This is a genomic window from Candidatus Hinthialibacter antarcticus, from assembly GCA_030765645.1.
Taxonomy (GTDB): Bacteria; Hinthialibacterota; Hinthialibacteria; order Hinthialibacterales; family Hinthialibacteraceae; genus Hinthialibacter; species Hinthialibacter antarcticus.
The window spans coordinates 157,577-175,400 of the sequence record JAVCCE010000015.1; the positions used below are offsets into that span (position 1 = coordinate 157,577).

The following is a 17,824-nucleotide window of genomic DNA, read 5'->3' on the forward strand; positions in this document are numbered from 1 at the left end:
AGGATCAACTAACGCCGTAACCTGTAACGGACTTTGTAACGCGCCCGTCCCAGATGAAGTAATTGCGGTTCTGCAACAACACTTTTTCCAATATTTTGACCGGATACGCTTTGCCTAGTTTGATCGCATCTACATTTGTTGCGACTTCCCATCGGCTGCTGCCTTTTTTCATACACAGCGTCACCAAATCAAGGGGGAGAGTTTCATAAGCGGCCGTTCGGCCCATTTTGAGTGAAATTCGTTTTACCTGGTCAAGCGTCAACGGCAACTCGTAACTGTTATCCAGCCCCGTGCTTTTAATCGGCCCCATCACATAGATTGCATTTCGATAGACAAAGTCAGAATCAATATTATGCCGGGCAAGTTCTTTGATGGTAAAATCGGCGTTCTTCGGCACCTGTCCGGCTAAAGCGGGAGCGCGGTGCACCAATTTTTCGAGGTTGCGCGTCATAATCCGCAATTGATCGTCTGAGATATCGCGGCGGGGATCAAACGTCCAATCTTCGATTTGTTTAATGCTGGCAAACCGGCCCTTGCTGGCTTTCCGTTTAAAGAAATGGATGACCCACTTAAAAAACCCAAGCGACAAAAAGATCAAAAGAATCGAAAGAGAAAACCCAACGACAGCCATCACGGCAAAGCCCAACACCGGGTGTTCTTGAATGAAGGGATTCACCTGGTTTTGCAAGAAAATTGCCGTAGCGTCCCGCGCCATGCCGTAATACAGGCTGATCGCTTCAACAACGGCGGTATATGACTGAACAAACACGCTGCTGACTGCCTTAAACGCTTTATCGCTATCATGCAGCCGCAATACATAGAACGGCGAATACGCCTTACCGAGCGACATTCCCGCCATGGCGTTAATATATCCTGAATAGAAATAGAGTCCGCCCCCCACGCTGATTCCCAAAATGGTTTTCAGTCCAAGAAACTCTAAAAAGAGTTGGAAATCACTGCGTGATGAACGGGCGCGCGGCTTTGCTGCCACTTTCGGCTCCAAGAACGTCGAATCATACTTATGACTATATTATATCGCTCCAACTATCTTATCGGACATAAAATATGATTACTTTACCAAACTAACGGTTTTAGTTCAGATTTTTAAACAGGTTAGATCATCTACATGCACCAGAAATTTGAGCATTCACCACGCCTCCACGGCAAAATCGGCATTGTGGTTCCCGCGCGCAACGAAGCCGCTAATCTCGAAAAATGCCTACGGAGTTTGAAACCGTTCCAAGATACGGGCGATATAATTTGCGTGGTGAATGCGCAGTCGTCAGATGAAACCGCCGCTTGTGCGCAAGCGCACGGCGTTGAAATATTAGAATCAAAACAAGCATCGCGCTCAGAAGCCATCCGCAGCGGCGTTGAATGGCTTTTGCGTCGTCATCCGGCGCTTGAAGTTCTCATGATCGCCCATGCGGACATGCTGTTCCAAGACAATACCCGCGCAGCCGTAACACAATTCTTACAAGACAACCCCAATGCGCAATGGGGCGCGCTCGGTCACCGTATTGACCACGCAGGCGCCGTCTATCGCTGGCTCGAATGGGGCAACGCCTTCCGGGTACGATGCTGGAGCCTTGCGTATGGCGATCAATGCCAATTGATGCGGACTAGCGCCTTGGCATCCATTGGCGGTTTTCCTTGCGTGGATTGTTTAGAAGACGTCGAATTATCGTTACGGCTCAGAACGCTGGGGCCTGCGTGCGACCTCGGCTGTCCGGTGTTGATTCCCAACCGTCACTGGCGAGGCGGGGTCGTATTGACGACGGCCCGCAACTGGTTGACCGTAATACTCTACCGAATCAAACGCTCCCTAACGGGGACGCGAACCCAAGGTTAGATCACCCAATCCTGGACATGTTCCGGCGGCAATTCGCGTTCGATGTAAATCACCATCGCGGCGTAGCGTTCGTCGGGCGGGTCGCCGATTTTGACTTCGACGATGTTGCCGGCTTTGCGCACTTCGGTTTGCAGGTTGTGCAGTTCGATGCGCTTGCCCATGGGATGGCGCTTGACCCAGTCGTTGCGCTCGTCTGCGTTATCAAAGCGCTTGCATCCAACCAGGACTTTATCAAACGTCATAATGACGTGTTGGCGTTCGGAGGTCTCTAAAAACTCATCGGGCGTCGAATCGCGGCTGATGTCAGGCGCATACAGTTCGACTTCTTCATTTACTAAGTGCCACCGCTCCAATGCGCTCATAATCCGTCCCTCCAAATTGGTACTTACTGTCTAATTCGATCTGCAGCAATTGTCAACGCAACCCGACTCAATTATTGGATTTATTCGTCCTGTCGCAAAACATATTCCTCAATCGCTTCGAGCAATGACTCGACTTTGGCGCGGCGCGATTGGACTTTGACGTCAAAACCAAGCGCGGTTAGTTCTTGCGTCGCCTTGTCGCTGATGCTGGCGGCAGGGACCATTTGCGCCAATTGTTTTACATACGCTTTTCCGGCTTCATCAACCAACGTCTTGACCATTGAGGCGCACGAGAACGCAATCAGCGAAATCTGCTTACGTTCAGTCTCTGACGCCCGTTGATTCTCTTCGTCACTCTCCCCGGCTAGGCGAAGGTCGAGTTGAACCCCGTGTTCCTGCAACGAGTCAATGAGTTTCTGCGGCAGCAACGGCGGCCCCGGCGCCAACACGCGTTTGCCTTGCAGCGGCGCCGAACGCAGCATTTGCGCGACTTGAATGGGCAGACATAACGTCGTCTGCACATAGTCGGGGGTTAGCCCAAACGACAACAGCGCTTTTTCGACCGCCGCCCCCACTGCGACAATCTGCTTGCCCGCCAGCGACCGCGAATCGAGGCGGCGCTCAAGCATCGCCCGGATAAAATGCGACACCGCGCTCGGCCCGGCAAACAAAAACGCATCGTAGGTTTCCAGCGCGTCCCAATCAATTTGCGGCGCAGCAGGTTTTTCATGCGCAGAGGCTTCGGCGGTGGTCTGGATTAGCAACTCAGGTAGTTCAATCACGCGGGCGCCTCGGTCGCGCAGCCCCGTCACCAAACGCGACTCAGCATATCGGGAGCGCGGCGCCGCAATGGCGAGGCCAAACAGCGGGCGGTTCTCGAACCATTCCATTGAGTCGCGCAGCCCCACCACTTCACCGATGACGATCAATCCCGGCGGGCGCATCCCTGCTTGCTCGACTTGCGCGGCGATGGTTTGCAGCGTCCCCGTGATGGTGTGTTGCTCGGGCGTCGTACCCCAGCGAATCGCCGCTGCGGGCGTTTGGGGATTGCGTCCATGATTGATTAAGGCAATCGCGATAGATTGCAACGCATATACTCCCATGAAAATCACCAGCGTGCCTTCGACCTTGGCCAATGAAGACCAATCGACCGAAGCATTTTCTTTAAATGCGTGTTCGTGTCCGGTAATGATATGCACCGAGGTCGCGAGGTTGCGGCTGGTCACGGGGATGCCTGCGTAGGCCGGCACCGCCGCCGCTGCGGAGATTCCCGGGACCACCTCAAAACGCGCGCCGCGCTCACGCAGGTGAATACACTCTTCGCTGCCGCGCCCAAAGATGAACGGATCGCCGCCTTTGAGGCGCACCACGATCTTTCCATCTAATGCTTGCTCAGCCAGCAACTCATTAATCGACTCTTGGGGCATGGTGTGGCGCCCGGCGGTCTTGCCAACGTAGATGCGCTCGGCGGACGGCGGCGCCAGCGCGACGATTTCATCCGCGACCAGGTTGTCGTAGACCAACACCTCGGCGCGTAGCAGCGCGTCGCGTCCTTTGACGGTCAACAAACCGGGGTCGCCCGGCCCCGCGCCGACGAGATACACAACGCCTGTATTTTGCTCTGGCATTCAAAAGTCCTTCCAACAAAGAACCACCTACGTTCATTATAGGCGGCTCTTGTTTTGGCGAGAGCGGCGGAGAAATACTTTATCTCTAACTCAGGTTAAGATGCGGGGGCCCATAGTTTAATGCCAGCTTTTGCGGCCGATTGCTTTAATTTTTTGTCTAATGATAATAACGAGAGGTTTTCTCGCCTTGCTAATTCAAGGTAGGCCGCATCATAGGCGGTTAATTTATACTTTCTTGCAATCAGAACCGTTTCGCGTGTTGCAATAACATTTGTATGCGTATCAACCTGTATGGGCAAAGCGGCGAGAATTGAGTAGATGACGTCTGTATCATCTGGGGTTAAGCGTTTGCGTCTTTCAGCGCAAAGGCATGTATTTGCGATTTCAAGAGGCCAGATTGAAGGAACCAATGCACGTGTAGAATTTGCCAAGGTTTCAAAAGCGGCATCCACAAGTTTTGGTGTTTCATCTTTGAAAAAATATGACATCGTTGCAGAACAGTCTAAAACAAACTGCTGCATTTATCGCCGACCTTCTTCGATTAGTTCTTTAATCGAAATCCCGTCAAGCGTTAACGATTCGCGCAGATTTTTTGCTCGAACAAGCGCATGTTTGGCGGCGTCTCGCGAGGGCTTATCTGCAAGCACAAGGCGGGCGACAGGCATCCCTCTACGTGTGATGATATACTCGCTTCCTTCTGATACTTTTTCGATGATTTCTGACAAGCGAGTTTTCGCCTCATGGAGCCCGACCTGATTCATTTCCGTCTCCCAATTCAACTTACTTTCAAACCAGTTTACTTGCTTTATTTATTTGCAGCAATCGGAAAGATGAAAGCAATGAAATACATTCCATTTAGAAAATTCGTTGCGCATCTAAAAAAACCAACCTCCTCAAGCAATGTCATTGACTTAAGACTTTTAGCCCCCCTTTTTAAGGGGGGACGGCGCTGAAAGCGACAGAGGGGATTCGGGCGCAACACGTTGCGCCCCTACAGGGCTGATATTTTTGATTTCGTTGCATCCAGGGCTGCGCTCACTTCGCGACGGCTTGGCTTTCCACCCCTTTAGTCAACGACATTGCCTCCTCAAGCGGCGGGGAGGGTTTCATTTATTCTAGCCATTTTGTTTCGATCTCAAGCAGGCGGCCCAAATCGTCTTCTTTCCAATCAGGATTAATATCTAACCGATGGTCTTTGGCATAGTTCAAGAGGTACAATTCATATCGAAAACGGCGGCCTTCAAAGTTTTCATAATTGATTTCTGACGCAGAAAACACAATCGAGGCGATCTTCACGTCGTCAAACTTTTTTCGCTGTTGGGGGATGCTTTTTTCAATTGAGTCAGCCAAATCTTTTGGAATATTTTTTTCAGCGTCTTCAATTTTTTCTTGAGTATTGAGATAGATGGGGTAATCATCCAGGACTTCAGGTTCTATCCATTCTGACAAGAATTTTAATTTGGCTTCTTGTTGAGAAAGCCCATCGTTCAATACGGCTTTTGCTGCATTGATTTCGGCTTTGACTCTTGTCATCATTTGCTGAAATTGATCTTCCGTTAAATCTTTAAACATGACGTTCTTGAGGTAGTCGCGCGTTTCTTCAGTTGAGTTGGGAATGTTAAACTCTTGAATGAGATGTTCGCGGGTTTGGTCAATCACTTCTCGTTTGAATAGAGCCATCCGTTGTAATTCTTTTGAGTAGCCGGGGATTTTTCCTTGAGAGAGAAGAAAAGCAACGATTCCAAGACACACAAATGCGAATGCGATTGCAGTAAAAAAACCAAATGCCATATATTTAGGGTTCATGTTTCGAGCGCCGATCACATGTTTATTTACGATCTTACAGCATGACCGGAATAAAAAAAAGAACTTTTGGAAAGACGCAACGGACAAGTCCGAATCAAACGGCAACCGCCACGCCTTCCAGAGGAAAATGGTGGGTTAAGAACCCACCCTACAAATTTTATGCACTAGCGCTCCCAGAGTTGCACCCATGCCTTCTTGGTTTATTTAATTTCTTTTAAAACTCGGTCGCTTCAGATTGGCTAGGAGCGTCGATATTTGCGGTGGGTTAAGAACCCACCCTACAAATCCGTTTCCATATCACGTTATTCAACTGAATCTATTTCCGTGACGATTCGGGCAGGCGCCAGGCGGCGGGGGTTTGTCCAAACACAGCCAGCACAAGCCCCCAGACGGCGGCGGTGTGCATCCACAAAAAATGCCCAAGCAATTTGAATGGCCGCAGGACGGAAAATTCAATATTCAAAACAATTAATAAAAGTCCATACAATGCGGCGCCGAGAATGAACAGACCGCTGATGAAAATAGTTTGAAAGACAACGCTTTGCTCATACAAGAAACCCGACGCAACCAGAGTCGCAACTGAGAGCGGCAAGGTAAACCAGCGCAAAAATTTATGAGAAAGAAACTGCCAAAAGCGCAACGGCGAGCGCAGCAGCGTCGGCAAGAGCACCACAAAGCCGCGCAACCCGCGCGAAACGATGCGCGAGGTGCGGCGCCATTCTTCAAACATATCGGTGTGAGGTTTTTCGGACCCGCAGCAATCCGGCTCAAATAAAATGGCATACCCTTTGGCGCCGATACGCGAGGGAATCTCTAAATCATTGGCGATGCGCGGGTCGAGCGGTCCGACTAAATCGCGCCGCGCCGCCAACACCGACCCGCTGCCGACCAGGACGGAACCCAATCGGTTCTCGGCTTGTTTAATTTTATTCTCATACCACCAATAGAGGCCGGTGCCGCGTCCGACCGCGTTCCAGTCGCGCTCTTGGGTAAATACCAGCCGCCCGGTCACAGCGCCAACATGAGGATCGGCTAAATGTTTGATCACCGCGCGAATGCTCTCTGGCTTGTGCAGCGTATTGGCGTCGGTGAAGAACAACACGTCGCCTTGGGCTTTGGGCAGCATGGCGTTGAGCGCCGCGTTCTTGCCGCCGCGCTCTTGCATCGGAACGAAATCAATGCCGGGTTGATTGGCGAGATAGTCGTCGGTTCCGTCAGACGACGCGTCAGACGCGATCAGAATTTGTAGCTTTTCAGCAGGGTAATCGAGCGCGCGAAGGTTAGCGAGTTTGTCGGGCAGCGACGCGAGTTCGTTATAGGCCGAAAACAACAGCGTCACCTTAGGCGTGTACGCGTCATCGGGTTTATGGCGCATGGAATGAAGCAGCGACAACAGATATAACAAAACAGGATACCCGGCGTAGATATAAATCAACGCGCCGAGCCCCATTGCGACTATGAATTCCAGATAGATCGTCATTGCTTCATTCTATACGCACGATACGAAATAGGGCGGTCATCCAGCCGCCCTAAGGGTACCCATTTTCGCCCCGGCGCCGAACCGACGCGGATTACTTTGCCACCATCTTTGACAAAGTGTTGCAGGCGCCTTTGACGCCGCCGTAGAGGTCGCGGTAGACGGCGTAATATTCGTCATATTGTTTTGCCCGTTCTGCATTCGGTTCAATTCTCTCTTTGATGGAGATAATCGCGTCGCAGGCTTCGGGGATCGACTTGTACACGCCCGCGCCCACGCCCGCCATAATCGCCGCGCCAAACGCCGGGCCTTGGTCAGAACTGATGATGCTGATTTCGGTGCCGTAAATGTCGGCTTGCAGCTGGCGCCAGAACTTGCTCTTAGCGCCGCCGCCGGTAGCGCGAATTTCATGGGTCTCGACGCCCAGCGAGCGGGCGATCTCGAGCGAATCGCGCATGGCGAAGGTGATGCCTTCTAACACCGAGCGGATTAGATGCTCGCGCTTGTGTCGAATGGTGAGGCCAATAAACGAGCCGCGGGCGTAAGGGTCTTTGTGGGGCGTCCGTTCGCCCGTCAGGTAGGGCAAGAACAACAAGCCCTCGCTGCCGACGGGCGCCGTATCGGCCAGCGCGGTCATCACGTCGTAGGGGTCTTTGCCTTCGCGCTCGGCTTGGGCGCGTTCGCCGTCGGCGATTACGTCGCGATACCAGCGCAACGACATGCCCGCCGAGAGAATGACGCCCATCAGATACCACATATTCGGCACCGAATGGCAGAAGGTATGCGCGCGGCCTTGGGGGTCGGTCTGGGCTGTATTCGACGGCGCCAGGATGACGCCGCTGGTTCCTAATGACGACAAGACGCGGCCTTCGACCACCACGCCTGTGCCGGTCGCGCCGCAGGCGTTGTCGGCCCCGCCGCCAACCACAGGCGTTCCTTCTTTCAGCCCGGTTTCTTTGGCAAACGCTGAGGTAATGGTCCCGCAGACGTCGGTCGATTCTTTCATGGGCGGCATCCACTCTTGAGGGATGCCCAGTTTATCCAAGACTTCACCGCACCAGCCGCGCTGGTTCACATTGAATAATAACGTACCCGCGCCATCGGAAACTTCCATCGCCAGTTCGCCGGTCATGCAGTAGCGCACATAATCTTTGGGCAACAGCAGCGTCTTGGTTTTTTTGAAATTCTCCGGTTCTTTATTTTTCAACCAGACGGCTTTGGGCGCGGTGAAACCCGTCAGCGCAGGATTGGAGCAGAGTTCCAATAGGCGCTTTTCGCCGATGGCGTTGGTAATCTCGTCGCACTCGTCCGCCGTGCGTCCATCGTTCCAGAGGATGGCGGGGCGCACCACATTTTTGTTGGCGTCAAGAAACACCGAACCGTGCATCTGCCCTGACAGGCCAATACCCTTAATGTCGCCCGCATCAACGCCGGATTGGCTCAACACAGCCTTCAGCGTATTGACCGCCGCTTTGCGCCAGTCGGCGGGGTCTTGTTCGGTCCAGCCGGGGTTGGGGGTGTGCAACGGGTATTCTTCGGTCGCGTCTGCAACCGATTTGCCATTTTCATCAAACAACACCGTCTTGGTTCCAGACGTGCCTACGTCGATACCGATTACATGCGCCATGGGACATTCTCCCCGAAGTCATTGATTTTTCGTTAAGAATTTTCTTAAAACTACGAACGATAACCATACCACAACATGGGTGGGGAAAGCAATTACGCTGAATTGGTTTGTCAATTCTTGATCTGCCGGGATACGTATTCGTAATCAAAATCATAGCCACCCATCAATGTAAGGGCTCACTTCCCGGATGAACTTAATTTCTGAATTTCTTCTCCTGATATTTCGAAGCATCAATTCTTTAAAGTGTGAAAATACTGCAAAACAAGCATTAATACCTGCTTATCTGTGCTTGAACGCTGGCAGGGGATGGATATGATATGTTTTTAACCATTCCGCACGGTAGGCCAAAAATCATCTGCGGAATCCTAAACACAAATTAAATCAGCACTTAACAACTCTTTCTGGAAGGACCATTCGATCATGAGCACCAACATTCGTTGCCGCGCTAGTGAAAAGCAGTACCTATATGCGCCCGGCCCAACCGATGTTCCACCTTATGTACTCCGCGCCCTGGGCAGCCCCATCACTCACCACCGTTCTCCGGTTTTCTCTGAGGTCATGGTGGAAGTCTGGGACGACTTACAGTATCTCTACAAAACACAAACCGAAGTGTACATGCTCCTTTCTTCTGCGACTGGCGCAATGGAGGCGTCTGTATCAAACCTGCTGTCTCCCGGCGATGAAGCCATCGTGATTCGCGGGGGCAAGTTTGGTGAACGCTGGGGCGAATTGTGCGAAGCGTATGGCATTACGCCGCATTGCCTCGACGTGGAGTGGGGCGACGTGATTACGCCCGAGCAGCTCGAAGAAGCGCTCAAGCAGTTCCCCAACGCCAAGGCGGTTTATTCGACTTCGTCTGAAACCAGTTCCGGCTGTGAATTTGACATCGAAGGCTACGCCAAAGTCGTGGGCAAAAGCAACGCGGTTTTGGTTTGCGACGCCACCAGCGGCATCGGCGCGACCCCGTTGCACATGGACGAATGGGGCGTAGACGTTGTCGTATCCGCCGGACACAAAGCGTTGATGCTGCCGCCCGGTCTGGCGTTTATCGCGCTGTCAGAAAAAGCCTGGAAACTCGTCGATCAATCAACCTGCCCTAAGTTCTACCTGGACTTGAAGGCGTACAAAAAGAATTTCGCCAAACAAACCACGCCTTACACGCCTGCCGTCAACCTCATCATGGGGCTGCGCGAAAGTTTGAAGGCGTTTCGCAACGAAGGCTATGAAAACGTGATGAAGCGCCATGAAGTGCTTGGCCTTGCGGCGCGTTCCGGCGTCAAAGCGCTGGGTTTGGAACTCTTCGCCAAGCGTCCCTTCAACGGTCTGACCGCGATCACCGTGCCTGAGGGCGTTGACGGCGGCGCGATTGGCAAGAAGTTTCGCGAAGGGTATGGCATGACCATCGCGGGCGGGCAGGCGCACTTAAAAGGGAAAATTTTCCGTATCTCTCACATGGGATACTCAGACAAGATGGACGTTCCGTTCGCCTTGTCGGTCACAGAGATGGTCTTAAAGGAAATGGGGCACCCCATTGAGTTGGGTAAAGGCGTCGCCGCCGCCCAGCAGGTCATTCTTGACCAGTGGCCGAGCCTGTAACTGTTTTCAAGGTTGAATTGCATTTAGAAAACGGCGCCTGGATTGCCGCTGAGTAATCCACCAAACAAAAGGGGAACAATACAATGACTTTTAAAGTTTTAGTCAGCGATCCACTCGCACAGGATGGCATTGATCTGCTTCAAAGCCACAACGATGTGCAGGTTGACGTGAATACGGGCCTGCCGCCCGAAGAACTGGCAAAAATTATTGGTGAATATGACGGCTTGGTCATCCGCAGCGGGACAACCGTGACGGCGGATATTCTGGCCAAGGCGGATAAATTAAAAGTGATCGGTCGCGCCGGCGTCGGCGTGGATAACGTCGATCTCAACGCAGCCACCCAACGCGGTGTGATCGTGATGAACACGCCCGGCGGCAATACGATCTCTACTGCGGAACACTCCTTCGCATTGTTGATGTCGCTGGCGCGTAATATCTCGCAAGCGAACCAATCGCTGCGCGAAGGCCGCTGGGACCGCAAAAAATACACCGGGACGGAATTGTTCGGCAAAACGCTGGGCATCATCGGCCTGGGTCGCGTAGGCCGTGAAGTGGGCCGCCGCGGGCTGGCCTTCGGCATGAAAGTGAAAGGGTTTGACCCCTTCACCAGCGAAGACGCCATGAAAAAAATGGGCTTTGAACCGGCGACCACCGACCAGGTGTTTGAGTCCGCCGATTTCATTACCGTGCATACCCCCAAGACGCAAGATACCACCCACCTGATCGACGACCGCGCCTTCGCCATGATGAAAAAAGGCGTTCGCATTATCAACTGCGCGCGCGGCGGCATTGTGGATGAAGAAGCATTGTTACGTGCTCTCGAAAGCGGAAAATGCGCCGGGGCCGCGCTGGACGTTTATGAAAAAGAGCCGCCTGACGCAGACCACCCGTTGGTCAAAAGCCCGGACTGCATCTGCACCCCACACCTGGGCGCTTCGACCGAAGAAGCCCAGGTCAACGTCGCGATCGACATTGCCCGCAATGTACTGGATGCGCTCACTGGCGTTGAAGTTCGCAACGCGGTCAATATCCCATCGGTTTCTCCCGAACTGCGCGCGGTGCTTACGCCGTATTTAGACCTGGCGGAAAAACTGGGCATGTTCGCGATTCAATACTTAGGCAAGCCGCTCGAAAAAATGGAAATCACTTACTCCGGCGGCCTGTCAGAACACGACTGCGGCTACTTATCGCTGGCGGTGCTCAAGGGAATGCTGTCCGCCATCATGGGCGAGACGGTCAACTTTGTGAACGCGCCGATTCTGGCGGAGCAGCGCAACATCAGTTACACCGAAAGCAAGAAAGCCAAATCGGAAAGTTACGCGAACCTGATTACCGTTAAACTAACGTCTGATTCAGAAACCATTTCGGTCTCAGGCACCAAGTACAGCACCGGCGATTCGCGCATTGTGAAAGTCAACGATTATCACATTGAAGCCAAGCCCTACGGAACGATTTTGTTCTTCAAAAACGTCGATAAGCCGGGCACCATCGGCCAACTGTGCCTCGTGTTGGGCAAGAACAACATCAACATCGCCGACATGACGCTAGGCCGCCGCGATCCCAACGGATATGCAGTGACGGTTTGTAACGTAGACGGCGCTGTACCGAACCCCGTCTTGGATGAATTACGCGCCACACAGCACGTCAAAGAATTAAAGTTGATTCATCTAGGTTAAGGAGCGGGGCGCGGCTTTTGAACGATCTGTCTTCATTGCGAATTGGCGCGGTCCCTTTCAGCAACGGACTGCCGCTTTCATTTTATCTTTCAGAATTTTTGCCGGGGCCGCCTGTGATTCAGGCGGTCCCTTCTCAATTGGGGCCGATGTTGGCGCGAGGCGAGTTAGACGTCGCCATGTTGTCGTCCATCGAACTCAAGCGCCATCCCGAGTATCAATTTATCCCCGGCATGGGCGTGTGCAGCGACGGCCCGGTGCATAGCGTAATGCTGTGGGCGCGGCGGCCTGCCCAAGAATTGACGCGGGTGGCGCTCGACGGCAACTCGCTCAGTTCCACCATGTTATTGCGCATTTTATTTCGTGAAGTATGGAAGAACACGCCTGAGTATGTGACCTATACGCCACCGCTGGCGAACGGCCTGGACATCGCCGAAGCCGCGCTGACCATCGGCGATAGCAGCTTCATCGACGCGCCGGATGGCGTTCAGGTGATTGATTTAGGCCAAGTGTGGAAAGAGCACACCGGCTTGCCGTTCGTGTACGCACCCTGGATCACACGGGAAGGCATCGACCCGAAAGCGATTGCGAAACCGTTTCAACTTGCGTTAGAAAAAGGGCTGCAAAACCGCCGGGCGCTGGCTGAACATTGCGCGCAAAACGGCGGGACGCAATCAGCCGATTTCTATTACCGCTATTTGACCGAGTCGATTTACTACCCCATCGGCGAACGCGAACTCGCCGGGCTTCAGCAATACCTCGCCCGGGCGGATAGATAAGCAAGACAATCCGTTAATTCCAATTTTTCTAATTCCGTTTTATATTTTCAAGTTCAATCTAATTGCAAAAAAACAGTGAATTGGATTGACTGCGCGTTTAAATACATCTATAATGCACACAAGTTAACAGTACATAACAGTACATAAAAAGGAGAACCACCATGAAAAACCGAATGATTGTTGGAAGTTTACTGGTCAGCCTGATCGTCTCCGTGTTGTTTATTCGCCCTGTTGAGCCTGTGTCCTACAAAGCGCGGGTGGGCATCTATGACAACCGCGCCATTGCCATTGCCTACGCCGCGTCAAAATACAATCCCGTATCGGAAAAAATGGAGGAGTATAAAAAAGCCAAAGACGCCGGAGATGAGCAGACGGTCAAACAAATAGAAGCCTGGGGGGAACAACACCAGCGCCAATTACATCGGCAGGGATTCTGCCGGGTCCCGGTCAGCGATTTGCTGGAGCATGTAAAAGAGCAGTTCCCTGAATTGGCGAAGCAATTGAACGTCGATGTAATCGCGATGCAGTGCGACTACTCCGTTCAAAGCGTAGAAGTGGTTGATATCACGAACGAGTTGGCGGCTTTGTTTGATCTGTCTGAAAAGGCCCTCAAAAATATCGCAAATATAAAAAACCAGGCCCCAATTGATCTTGATGAATTAGACAACCACAAAGATTAATCACTGAAGCAAATCTCTGGCGGGTTCGCAGCAGCCCGCCAGAATTTTTACAACTCATCCACCGCGCGGGGTTCGAGGCGGCGCATGAGGGCGTAGCCGCCGAAGGCAAACAAGATGGATATCACGATGGCGTAGGGGACCGCGAATTGAAACGTCATCTGGTTTAACGGCGCCAAGGCTTCAGTGGTTTGCAGGTTAGAGGCGAGCAGGCAATAGCGATACCACTCGAGAAGCCCCGCCATCGGGTTCAAAAAATACCACCACGACGACGCGCCGAAGCGCCCATATATTTCGTACGAATCATACAACACCGGTGAGACGTAAAACCACACCAGCGCCAGAAATTCGACGATCTGCTGAGTGTCGCGATACAAGACGTTCAACATCGACAGCGCAAAACACAGCCCCAACAAAAATAGCGTGTGGCAGACGATCACCAGCGGCAGCTGCAATAGCGCCCAGGTCGGGGTGACGTCAAAGCATAAATACAACAGCGGGACCATCACCACCATCGACAACAAAAAGTTAATCAAATTCGACGCGACCACCGAGGCGGGAAACACCGCGCGCGGGCAATAGACTTTCTTCACCAGATGGGCGTTGCCCAAGACGGATTGCGTCCCTTCGAGAAATGCGGCGGAAAAATAAAACCACGGCATGTACGTCGCCAAGAGCAAGGCGGGATACGTCACGTTATAGCGTGTGCTCTCCATATCGAGGATGGAGAACACCGCCGCCAGTACGCCGATGGTCAACAGCGGGCGCAGCAGGCTCCAGAAAAAACCCAACACCGACACCTTGTAGCGCACCTTGAGGTCGCGCGCCGTCAGTTGGCGAATTAATCCGCGATAACGCCACATCGGTTGTTTGCGCAGCCAGCTTAGCATCAATCTAATTCGTTCCCTTGTATTGATGACTTACTTTACCTGCGGATGCAGCGAAATGAAATGCGGGGCGGTCATGCAGGAACGGTGGAGGGCGGGCGCCATGAGCGACTGAATGACGAATCCCCCCTGGGCGCCTACGGCGCCTTTCCCCCCTTAATAAGGGAGGCTTAACAGCGCGTCCCGCTGGTTGAGGGCAGCCCTTGATTATCAACGTAACGATTGAATGACAACCATTCGAAATTCCATATATTGCAATTGCATTGGTGGGCTGCTTCGCGATCCCACTCTACCTCGGATGAATGATGCGTTTCAAGTAGGGTGGCGTTGAGCGCAGCGAAACCCACCAATAGAAATTTCCCGAATTCAATAATCAAAAGTAAATAGCGGGGTGGCAAGGGCAAGGCCGAATGAAATGAGGACAGCCCTTGATTATCAACGTAACGATTGAATGACAACAATTTGAAATTTCATATATTGCTTCAAGGGCTGCCGCCGCTTCGCGCCGCCTTGCCCTTGCCACCCAACGAGGCATAACGGCGTCACGCCGGGATGGATTCATACAACGCCTGGTTGGCGCGGTAGGCTTCGAGAACTTGATCGGGCGTCGATTGCCCGGTGGTTCCTAACTGGCGGATGGTGATCGACGCCACCAGGTTGCCGATGATCGCCGCTTCGTTGGGGGTCGCGCCCGAACACAACGCCGAGACGATGCCCGCAGTGACGCTGTCGCCCGCGCCGACGATGTCGATCGGCCCGGTGACGGGAGGACAAGGAACGCGGGTTTCGCTTTCGCCGCCGATGGGGCAGATGCCTTCTTTGTCGAGCGTAAGAAACACCGTCTGCCCGGTTTTTTGATGCAACTCGCGCGCGCATTGCATGGCGAGTTCAGTCGGCGGCTCATCGTCGCCTTTGATTGGCTTCACCGCGTTGACGCATTCAAAGCGGTTGGGTTTCAAAATCACGTTGTCAAACTCGCCGATGCGCACCCGCGAGTCGGCGTAGAACAATGTGTCCGCGCATTTCGCCGCGAGTTGGGCGACGTGTTCGCGGACGCGGTCGGTAATCACGCCGCAGTTTCGTTCCTGCACCTGGTCGGCGATGATGACGGCGTCGACTTGCGGCGCCAGTGCATCCAATTTTGCGATGACGGCGTCTTCGAGGTCTCGCCCAAGCAGGCCGCGATTTTTGGTATCCTGCCGCTCAAGTTCAACCTCGCCGCCGGGCTGCTGCGACATGGGCTTGCAGTAAGTCGGCGTGAAGCGCTGTTCGGTTTCAACCAAGACCGGCTCAATACGACGGGCGCGTAGGGCTTTCTTGAGGTCATAGCCTTCGCCGTCGTCGCCAACGACCGACAACACGTTGACCGTCCCCACTTGCAGCGAACTTAAATTATTGCACACCGTCCCCGCCGCGCCGGGTTGACAGCGGATGCCCGTAATCTGGTGCGCGACCTTGCCGGTCTCGATGGAAATTTCTTCGAGCGCGGGGCCGATCTCAAGATATTTGTCTAAAAATAAATCGCCAAACACGGCGATGCGTTGTTGCTGAAAGGCGTTTAAGAGTTGCTGCAGGCGGGCTTCATTCATTTTGCTTCAACCGAATCCATTAACGAGCGATAAATTGCGGGGACCGTCTCGCGGTGAGCGCCCTGAATATAATGGCTCACGCCGCCGTCTTTGACGGTGCGTACTAGTATCGTTTTCCAGGGGCGATAGTAATAGCGCGGATCGGTCTTGGGCGCTTCTTCGTGATACGAACCGGAGATCGGATACAAGTCGAACGCAGCGGTGAGAAAATGGCATATCTCTTCGCCCTTTTGTTTGGCGACGTTGCGCGCCATCGACAGCGCTTTGAGGTATACTTCCGGCCCCATTACCGCTGAGCCGAAATTCAAAAACACGCCGCCTTCGAGACCGCAAACCGACTGCGTCATAATGAGAAAATCCTGGTACGAAGCCGCGCCCATCGCCGCGCCGTCGCAGTTGGGGTGTTCGTGAATAATGTCGTAACCAACGCCGATATGAACCGTCACCGGAATGCCCAGCCGAACCCCCGCCGCCATGACGGAGATATCGCGATGGGGGAATTTCTCGTCGAGAACCATGCGGCCGATGGCTTCGCCCATGCCCATGCCTTGCTTGACGCCAGCGGCTACGGCGTCGTTGATGCGTCCGGTGTCTTTCCAAAGGCCGAACTGGCCTTCGCTGATATAGCGCTCCACGCTTTCGGTGGTTTCGCCGATCATCGCCAGTTCAAAATCGTGGATCGGCCCGGCGCCGTTCATGGCGATATGGGTAATCAGGCCTTTCTCCATCAGGTCGATCAACATGCGGCCTGTGCCGGAGCGGATGACGTGGGCGCCCATCGAAACGATAATCTGAGCGCCGCGTTCGCGGGCTTTGCGCATCGCCCGGGTGATTTCGGGGATGGCGTCATGATGAAAACCGCAAGGCGCATCCAGCGGCAGCATAACAGAGAGGTCGATGTCGTGTTTGCGCTCGGCAAGCGGCTTGAGAATCAACTGGCTGCGGTCAAAGGCAGGAAACGGCATGTTTAACTCTCTCCAAACAAGAGATCAATCAATTGTGAGTGTTCGGAAAAATTGGGGACGATAAAGTCGGCCCCGGCTTGAATCAGGCGGTTGCGTTTCCATTCATCGACTTCAATGCGGCCCGCTTCGTCAGAGGCGACCCCCAGCGCAAACCCGCCGACTTCTTTGCAATTCTCAATTTCGACATAGCCGTCGCCGACCGCTAGCAATTCAGCGCCGGACAAGTTGTTTTCTTTTATAATGTGTTCAATGATTTTTTTCTTTGAGAACTTTTTATAATCGTCAACCGCGCCGTAGATGTGCGTCTGAAAATAGGACGTCAGCCCTAGCGCTTCGGCTTCATCTACGACGAATTGATGGTCGGTGCCGCTGGCGAGATAGAGTTTAGCGCCCTGTTCTTTGAGCGCGTCTAAAAACTCATAACTGCCGGGAACCAAAAAATCGACGGGCTGAGACTTGCCGTTGCGCAGCCCTTCCACGCGGTGTTTGATGCGCTCCCACAGGCGGTCGAGGTAGATGTATTTATATTCCAGCGGGTCTTTGGCGGTCCCGCCGCGTTTTTCGATTTGTTCTTTAAGTTCGATCATCTGATAGATGGTCTGCTTACCGGTAAGGCGGGCGACGAACTCTTTGATAATCAGCGTGAGTTCTTCTTCGCTTTCCCGGGCGCCGGTTTCGGTCAAAAATTCCAGCATCATGGGGTTCATGATGTCTTGCCAGCCTTCGCGAATCAGCGAGAGGGTGCCGTCGAAATCAAACAGAACATGGCGCAGCCGCCTCTGGTCTGGCAAGGCGTGAATGATTTCAATTTTAGTTCCTGGAGCGTAAGTTGGAGTTTGATTAATTGTCATGGGTCCCACTAAAAAAAACAGAATAAACCGCATCTAAAGCTAGGCAAAACCCCGG

At 53.1% G+C, this 17,824-nt stretch carries 17 protein-coding genes; 5 read left to right on the plus strand and 12 right to left on the minus strand.

Translation table 11 applies throughout. The features are described 5' to 3' along the window. Nucleotides 1-4: 4 nt before the first annotated feature. Nucleotides 5-991, minus strand: a complete 987-nt coding sequence (locus P9L94_05235) for a hypothetical protein (protein MDP8243466.1) — start codon at nt 989-991, stop codon at nt 5-7. Between the two features lie 135 nt (nt 992-1,126). Between P9L94_05235 and P9L94_05240 the strand changes: the two genes are divergently transcribed. After that, nucleotides 1,127-1,852: a glycosyltransferase gene (locus tag P9L94_05240; GenBank protein ID MDP8243467.1), complete on the plus strand. Its 726-nt coding sequence runs from the start codon at nt 1,127-1,129 to the stop codon at nt 1,850-1,852. Here the strand turns inward: P9L94_05240 and P9L94_05245 are convergent. The 7 genes from P9L94_05245 to xylB all read right to left on the minus strand — a co-directional run bounded on the left by P9L94_05245 (nt 1,849) and on the right by xylB (nt 8,752). After that, entirely contained in the window at nt 1,849-2,214 is a 366-nt protein-coding gene (locus P9L94_05245; protein MDP8243468.1) for a hypothetical protein, read from the minus strand. The genes P9L94_05240 and P9L94_05245 overlap by 4 nt on opposite strands. Nucleotides 2,215-2,294: 80 nt before the next feature. Then, nucleotides 2,295-3,842, minus strand: a complete 1,548-nt coding sequence (cobA, locus tag P9L94_05250; protein ID MDP8243469.1) for a uroporphyrinogen-III C-methyltransferase — start codon at nt 3,840-3,842, stop codon at nt 2,295-2,297. Between the two features lie 95 nt (nt 3,843-3,937). Further along, nucleotides 3,938-4,363 (minus strand): type II toxin-antitoxin system VapC family toxin, encoded by a 426-nt coding sequence (locus tag P9L94_05255; GenBank protein MDP8243470.1) that lies wholly within the window; start codon nt 4,361-4,363, stop codon nt 3,938-3,940. Continuing rightward, complete coding sequence (locus tag P9L94_05260) at nt 4,364-4,603, minus strand: type II toxin-antitoxin system prevent-host-death family antitoxin (GenBank protein ID MDP8243471.1); 240 nt, start codon at nt 4,601-4,603, stop codon at nt 4,364-4,366. Between the two features lie 349 nt (nt 4,604-4,952). Continuing rightward, on the minus strand, nt 4,953-5,648 hold the full coding sequence (locus tag P9L94_05265; protein ID MDP8243472.1) for a hypothetical protein: 696 nt from the start codon (nt 5,646-5,648) through the stop codon (nt 4,953-4,955). A 316-nt stretch (nt 5,649-5,964) separates the two neighbouring features. Beyond that, complete coding sequence (locus P9L94_05270) at nt 5,965-7,128, minus strand: glycosyltransferase (protein ID MDP8243473.1); 1,164 nt, start codon at nt 7,126-7,128, stop codon at nt 5,965-5,967. Nucleotides 7,129-7,219: 91 nt separating this feature from the next. Beyond that, complete coding sequence (gene xylB, locus P9L94_05275; protein ID MDP8243474.1) at nt 7,220-8,752, minus strand: xylulokinase; 1,533 nt, start codon at nt 8,750-8,752, stop codon at nt 7,220-7,222. Between the two features lie 420 nt (nt 8,753-9,172). Here xylB and P9L94_05280 point away from each other — a divergent pair, with 420 nt between their 5' ends. From P9L94_05280 to P9L94_05295, 4 genes are all read left to right on the plus strand, one after another. Continuing rightward, nucleotides 9,173-10,348: an alanine--glyoxylate aminotransferase family protein gene (locus P9L94_05280; protein ID MDP8243475.1), complete on the plus strand. Its 1,176-nt coding sequence runs from the start codon at nt 9,173-9,175 to the stop codon at nt 10,346-10,348. Between the two features lie 83 nt (nt 10,349-10,431). Then, nucleotides 10,432-12,024, plus strand: coding sequence for a phosphoglycerate dehydrogenase (serA, locus tag P9L94_05285; protein ID MDP8243476.1), 1,593 nt, complete (start codon nt 10,432-10,434; stop codon nt 12,022-12,024). Between the two features lie 17 nt (nt 12,025-12,041). Continuing rightward, nucleotides 12,042-12,800, plus strand: coding sequence for a menaquinone biosynthesis protein (locus P9L94_05290; protein MDP8243477.1), 759 nt, complete (start codon nt 12,042-12,044; stop codon nt 12,798-12,800). Nucleotides 12,801-12,961: 161 nt separating this feature from the next. After that, nucleotides 12,962-13,480, plus strand: coding sequence for a hypothetical protein (locus P9L94_05295; protein MDP8243478.1), 519 nt, complete (start codon nt 12,962-12,964; stop codon nt 13,478-13,480). Between the two features lie 47 nt (nt 13,481-13,527). Here the strand turns inward: P9L94_05295 and P9L94_05300 are convergent, their stop codons facing one another. The 4 genes from P9L94_05300 to P9L94_05315 form a co-directional block, all read right to left on the minus strand. After that, entirely contained in the window at nt 13,528-14,367 is an 840-nt protein-coding gene (locus P9L94_05300) for an ABC transporter permease (GenBank protein MDP8243479.1), read from the minus strand. 539 nt (nt 14,368-14,906) lie between these two features. After that, on the minus strand, nt 14,907-15,953 hold the full coding sequence (locus P9L94_05305; GenBank protein MDP8243480.1) for a PfkB family carbohydrate kinase: 1,047 nt from the start codon (nt 15,951-15,953) through the stop codon (nt 14,907-14,909). Further along, the gene (locus P9L94_05310; protein ID MDP8243481.1) at nt 15,950-16,918 is read right to left on the minus strand and encodes a hypothetical protein; all 969 of its coding nucleotides are present in this window, start codon (nt 16,916-16,918) and stop codon (nt 15,950-15,952) included. Before P9L94_05310 ends, P9L94_05305 begins: the two co-directional genes overlap by 4 nt. Before the next feature lie 2 nt (nt 16,919-16,920). Further along, entirely contained in the window at nt 16,921-17,769 is an 849-nt protein-coding gene (locus P9L94_05315; protein ID MDP8243482.1) for an HAD family hydrolase, read from the minus strand. Nucleotides 17,770-17,824: the final 55 nt, after the last annotated feature.

Excerpts from the sequence above, each read along its gene's own strand:
- P9L94_05245 (MDP8243468.1), bottom strand. The coding sequence starts at position 2,214 with ATGAGCGCATTGGAGCGGTGGCACTTAGTAAATGAAGAAGTCGAACTG.
- P9L94_05255 (MDP8243470.1), bottom strand. The coding sequence starts at position 4,363 with ATGCAGCAGTTTGTTTTAGACTGTTCTGCAACGATGTCATATTTTTTC.
- P9L94_05300 (MDP8243479.1), bottom strand. The coding sequence starts at position 14,367 with ATGCTAAGCTGGCTGCGCAAACAACCGATGTGGCGTTATCGCGGATTA.
- serA (MDP8243476.1), top strand. The coding sequence starts at position 10,432 with ATGACTTTTAAAGTTTTAGTCAGCGATCCACTCGCACAGGATGGCATT.
- P9L94_05270 (MDP8243473.1), bottom strand. The coding sequence starts at position 7,128 with ATGACGATCTATCTGGAATTCATAGTCGCAATGGGGCTCGGCGCGTTG.
- P9L94_05310 (MDP8243481.1), bottom strand. The coding sequence starts at position 16,918 with ATGCCGTTTCCTGCCTTTGACCGCAGCCAGTTGATTCTCAAGCCGCTT.
- P9L94_05315 (MDP8243482.1), bottom strand. The coding sequence starts at position 17,769 with ATGACAATTAATCAAACTCCAACTTACGCTCCAGGAACTAAAATTGAA.
- P9L94_05295 (MDP8243478.1), top strand. The coding sequence starts at position 12,962 with ATGAAAAACCGAATGATTGTTGGAAGTTTACTGGTCAGCCTGATCGTC.
- cobA (MDP8243469.1), bottom strand. The coding sequence starts at position 3,842 with ATGCCAGAGCAAAATACAGGCGTTGTGTATCTCGTCGGCGCGGGGCCG.
- P9L94_05240 (MDP8243467.1), top strand. The coding sequence starts at position 1,127 with ATGCACCAGAAATTTGAGCATTCACCACGCCTCCACGGCAAAATCGGC.
- P9L94_05280 (MDP8243475.1), top strand. The coding sequence starts at position 9,173 with ATGAGCACCAACATTCGTTGCCGCGCTAGTGAAAAGCAGTACCTATAT.
- P9L94_05260 (MDP8243471.1), bottom strand. The coding sequence starts at position 4,603 with ATGAATCAGGTCGGGCTCCATGAGGCGAAAACTCGCTTGTCAGAAATC.
- xylB (MDP8243474.1), bottom strand. The coding sequence starts at position 8,752 with ATGGCGCATGTAATCGGTATCGACGTAGGCACGTCTGGAACCAAGACG.
- P9L94_05305 (MDP8243480.1), bottom strand. The coding sequence starts at position 15,953 with ATGAATGAAGCCCGCCTGCAGCAACTCTTAAACGCCTTTCAGCAACAA.
- P9L94_05265 (MDP8243472.1), bottom strand. The coding sequence starts at position 5,648 with ATGAACCCTAAATATATGGCATTTGGTTTTTTTACTGCAATCGCATTC.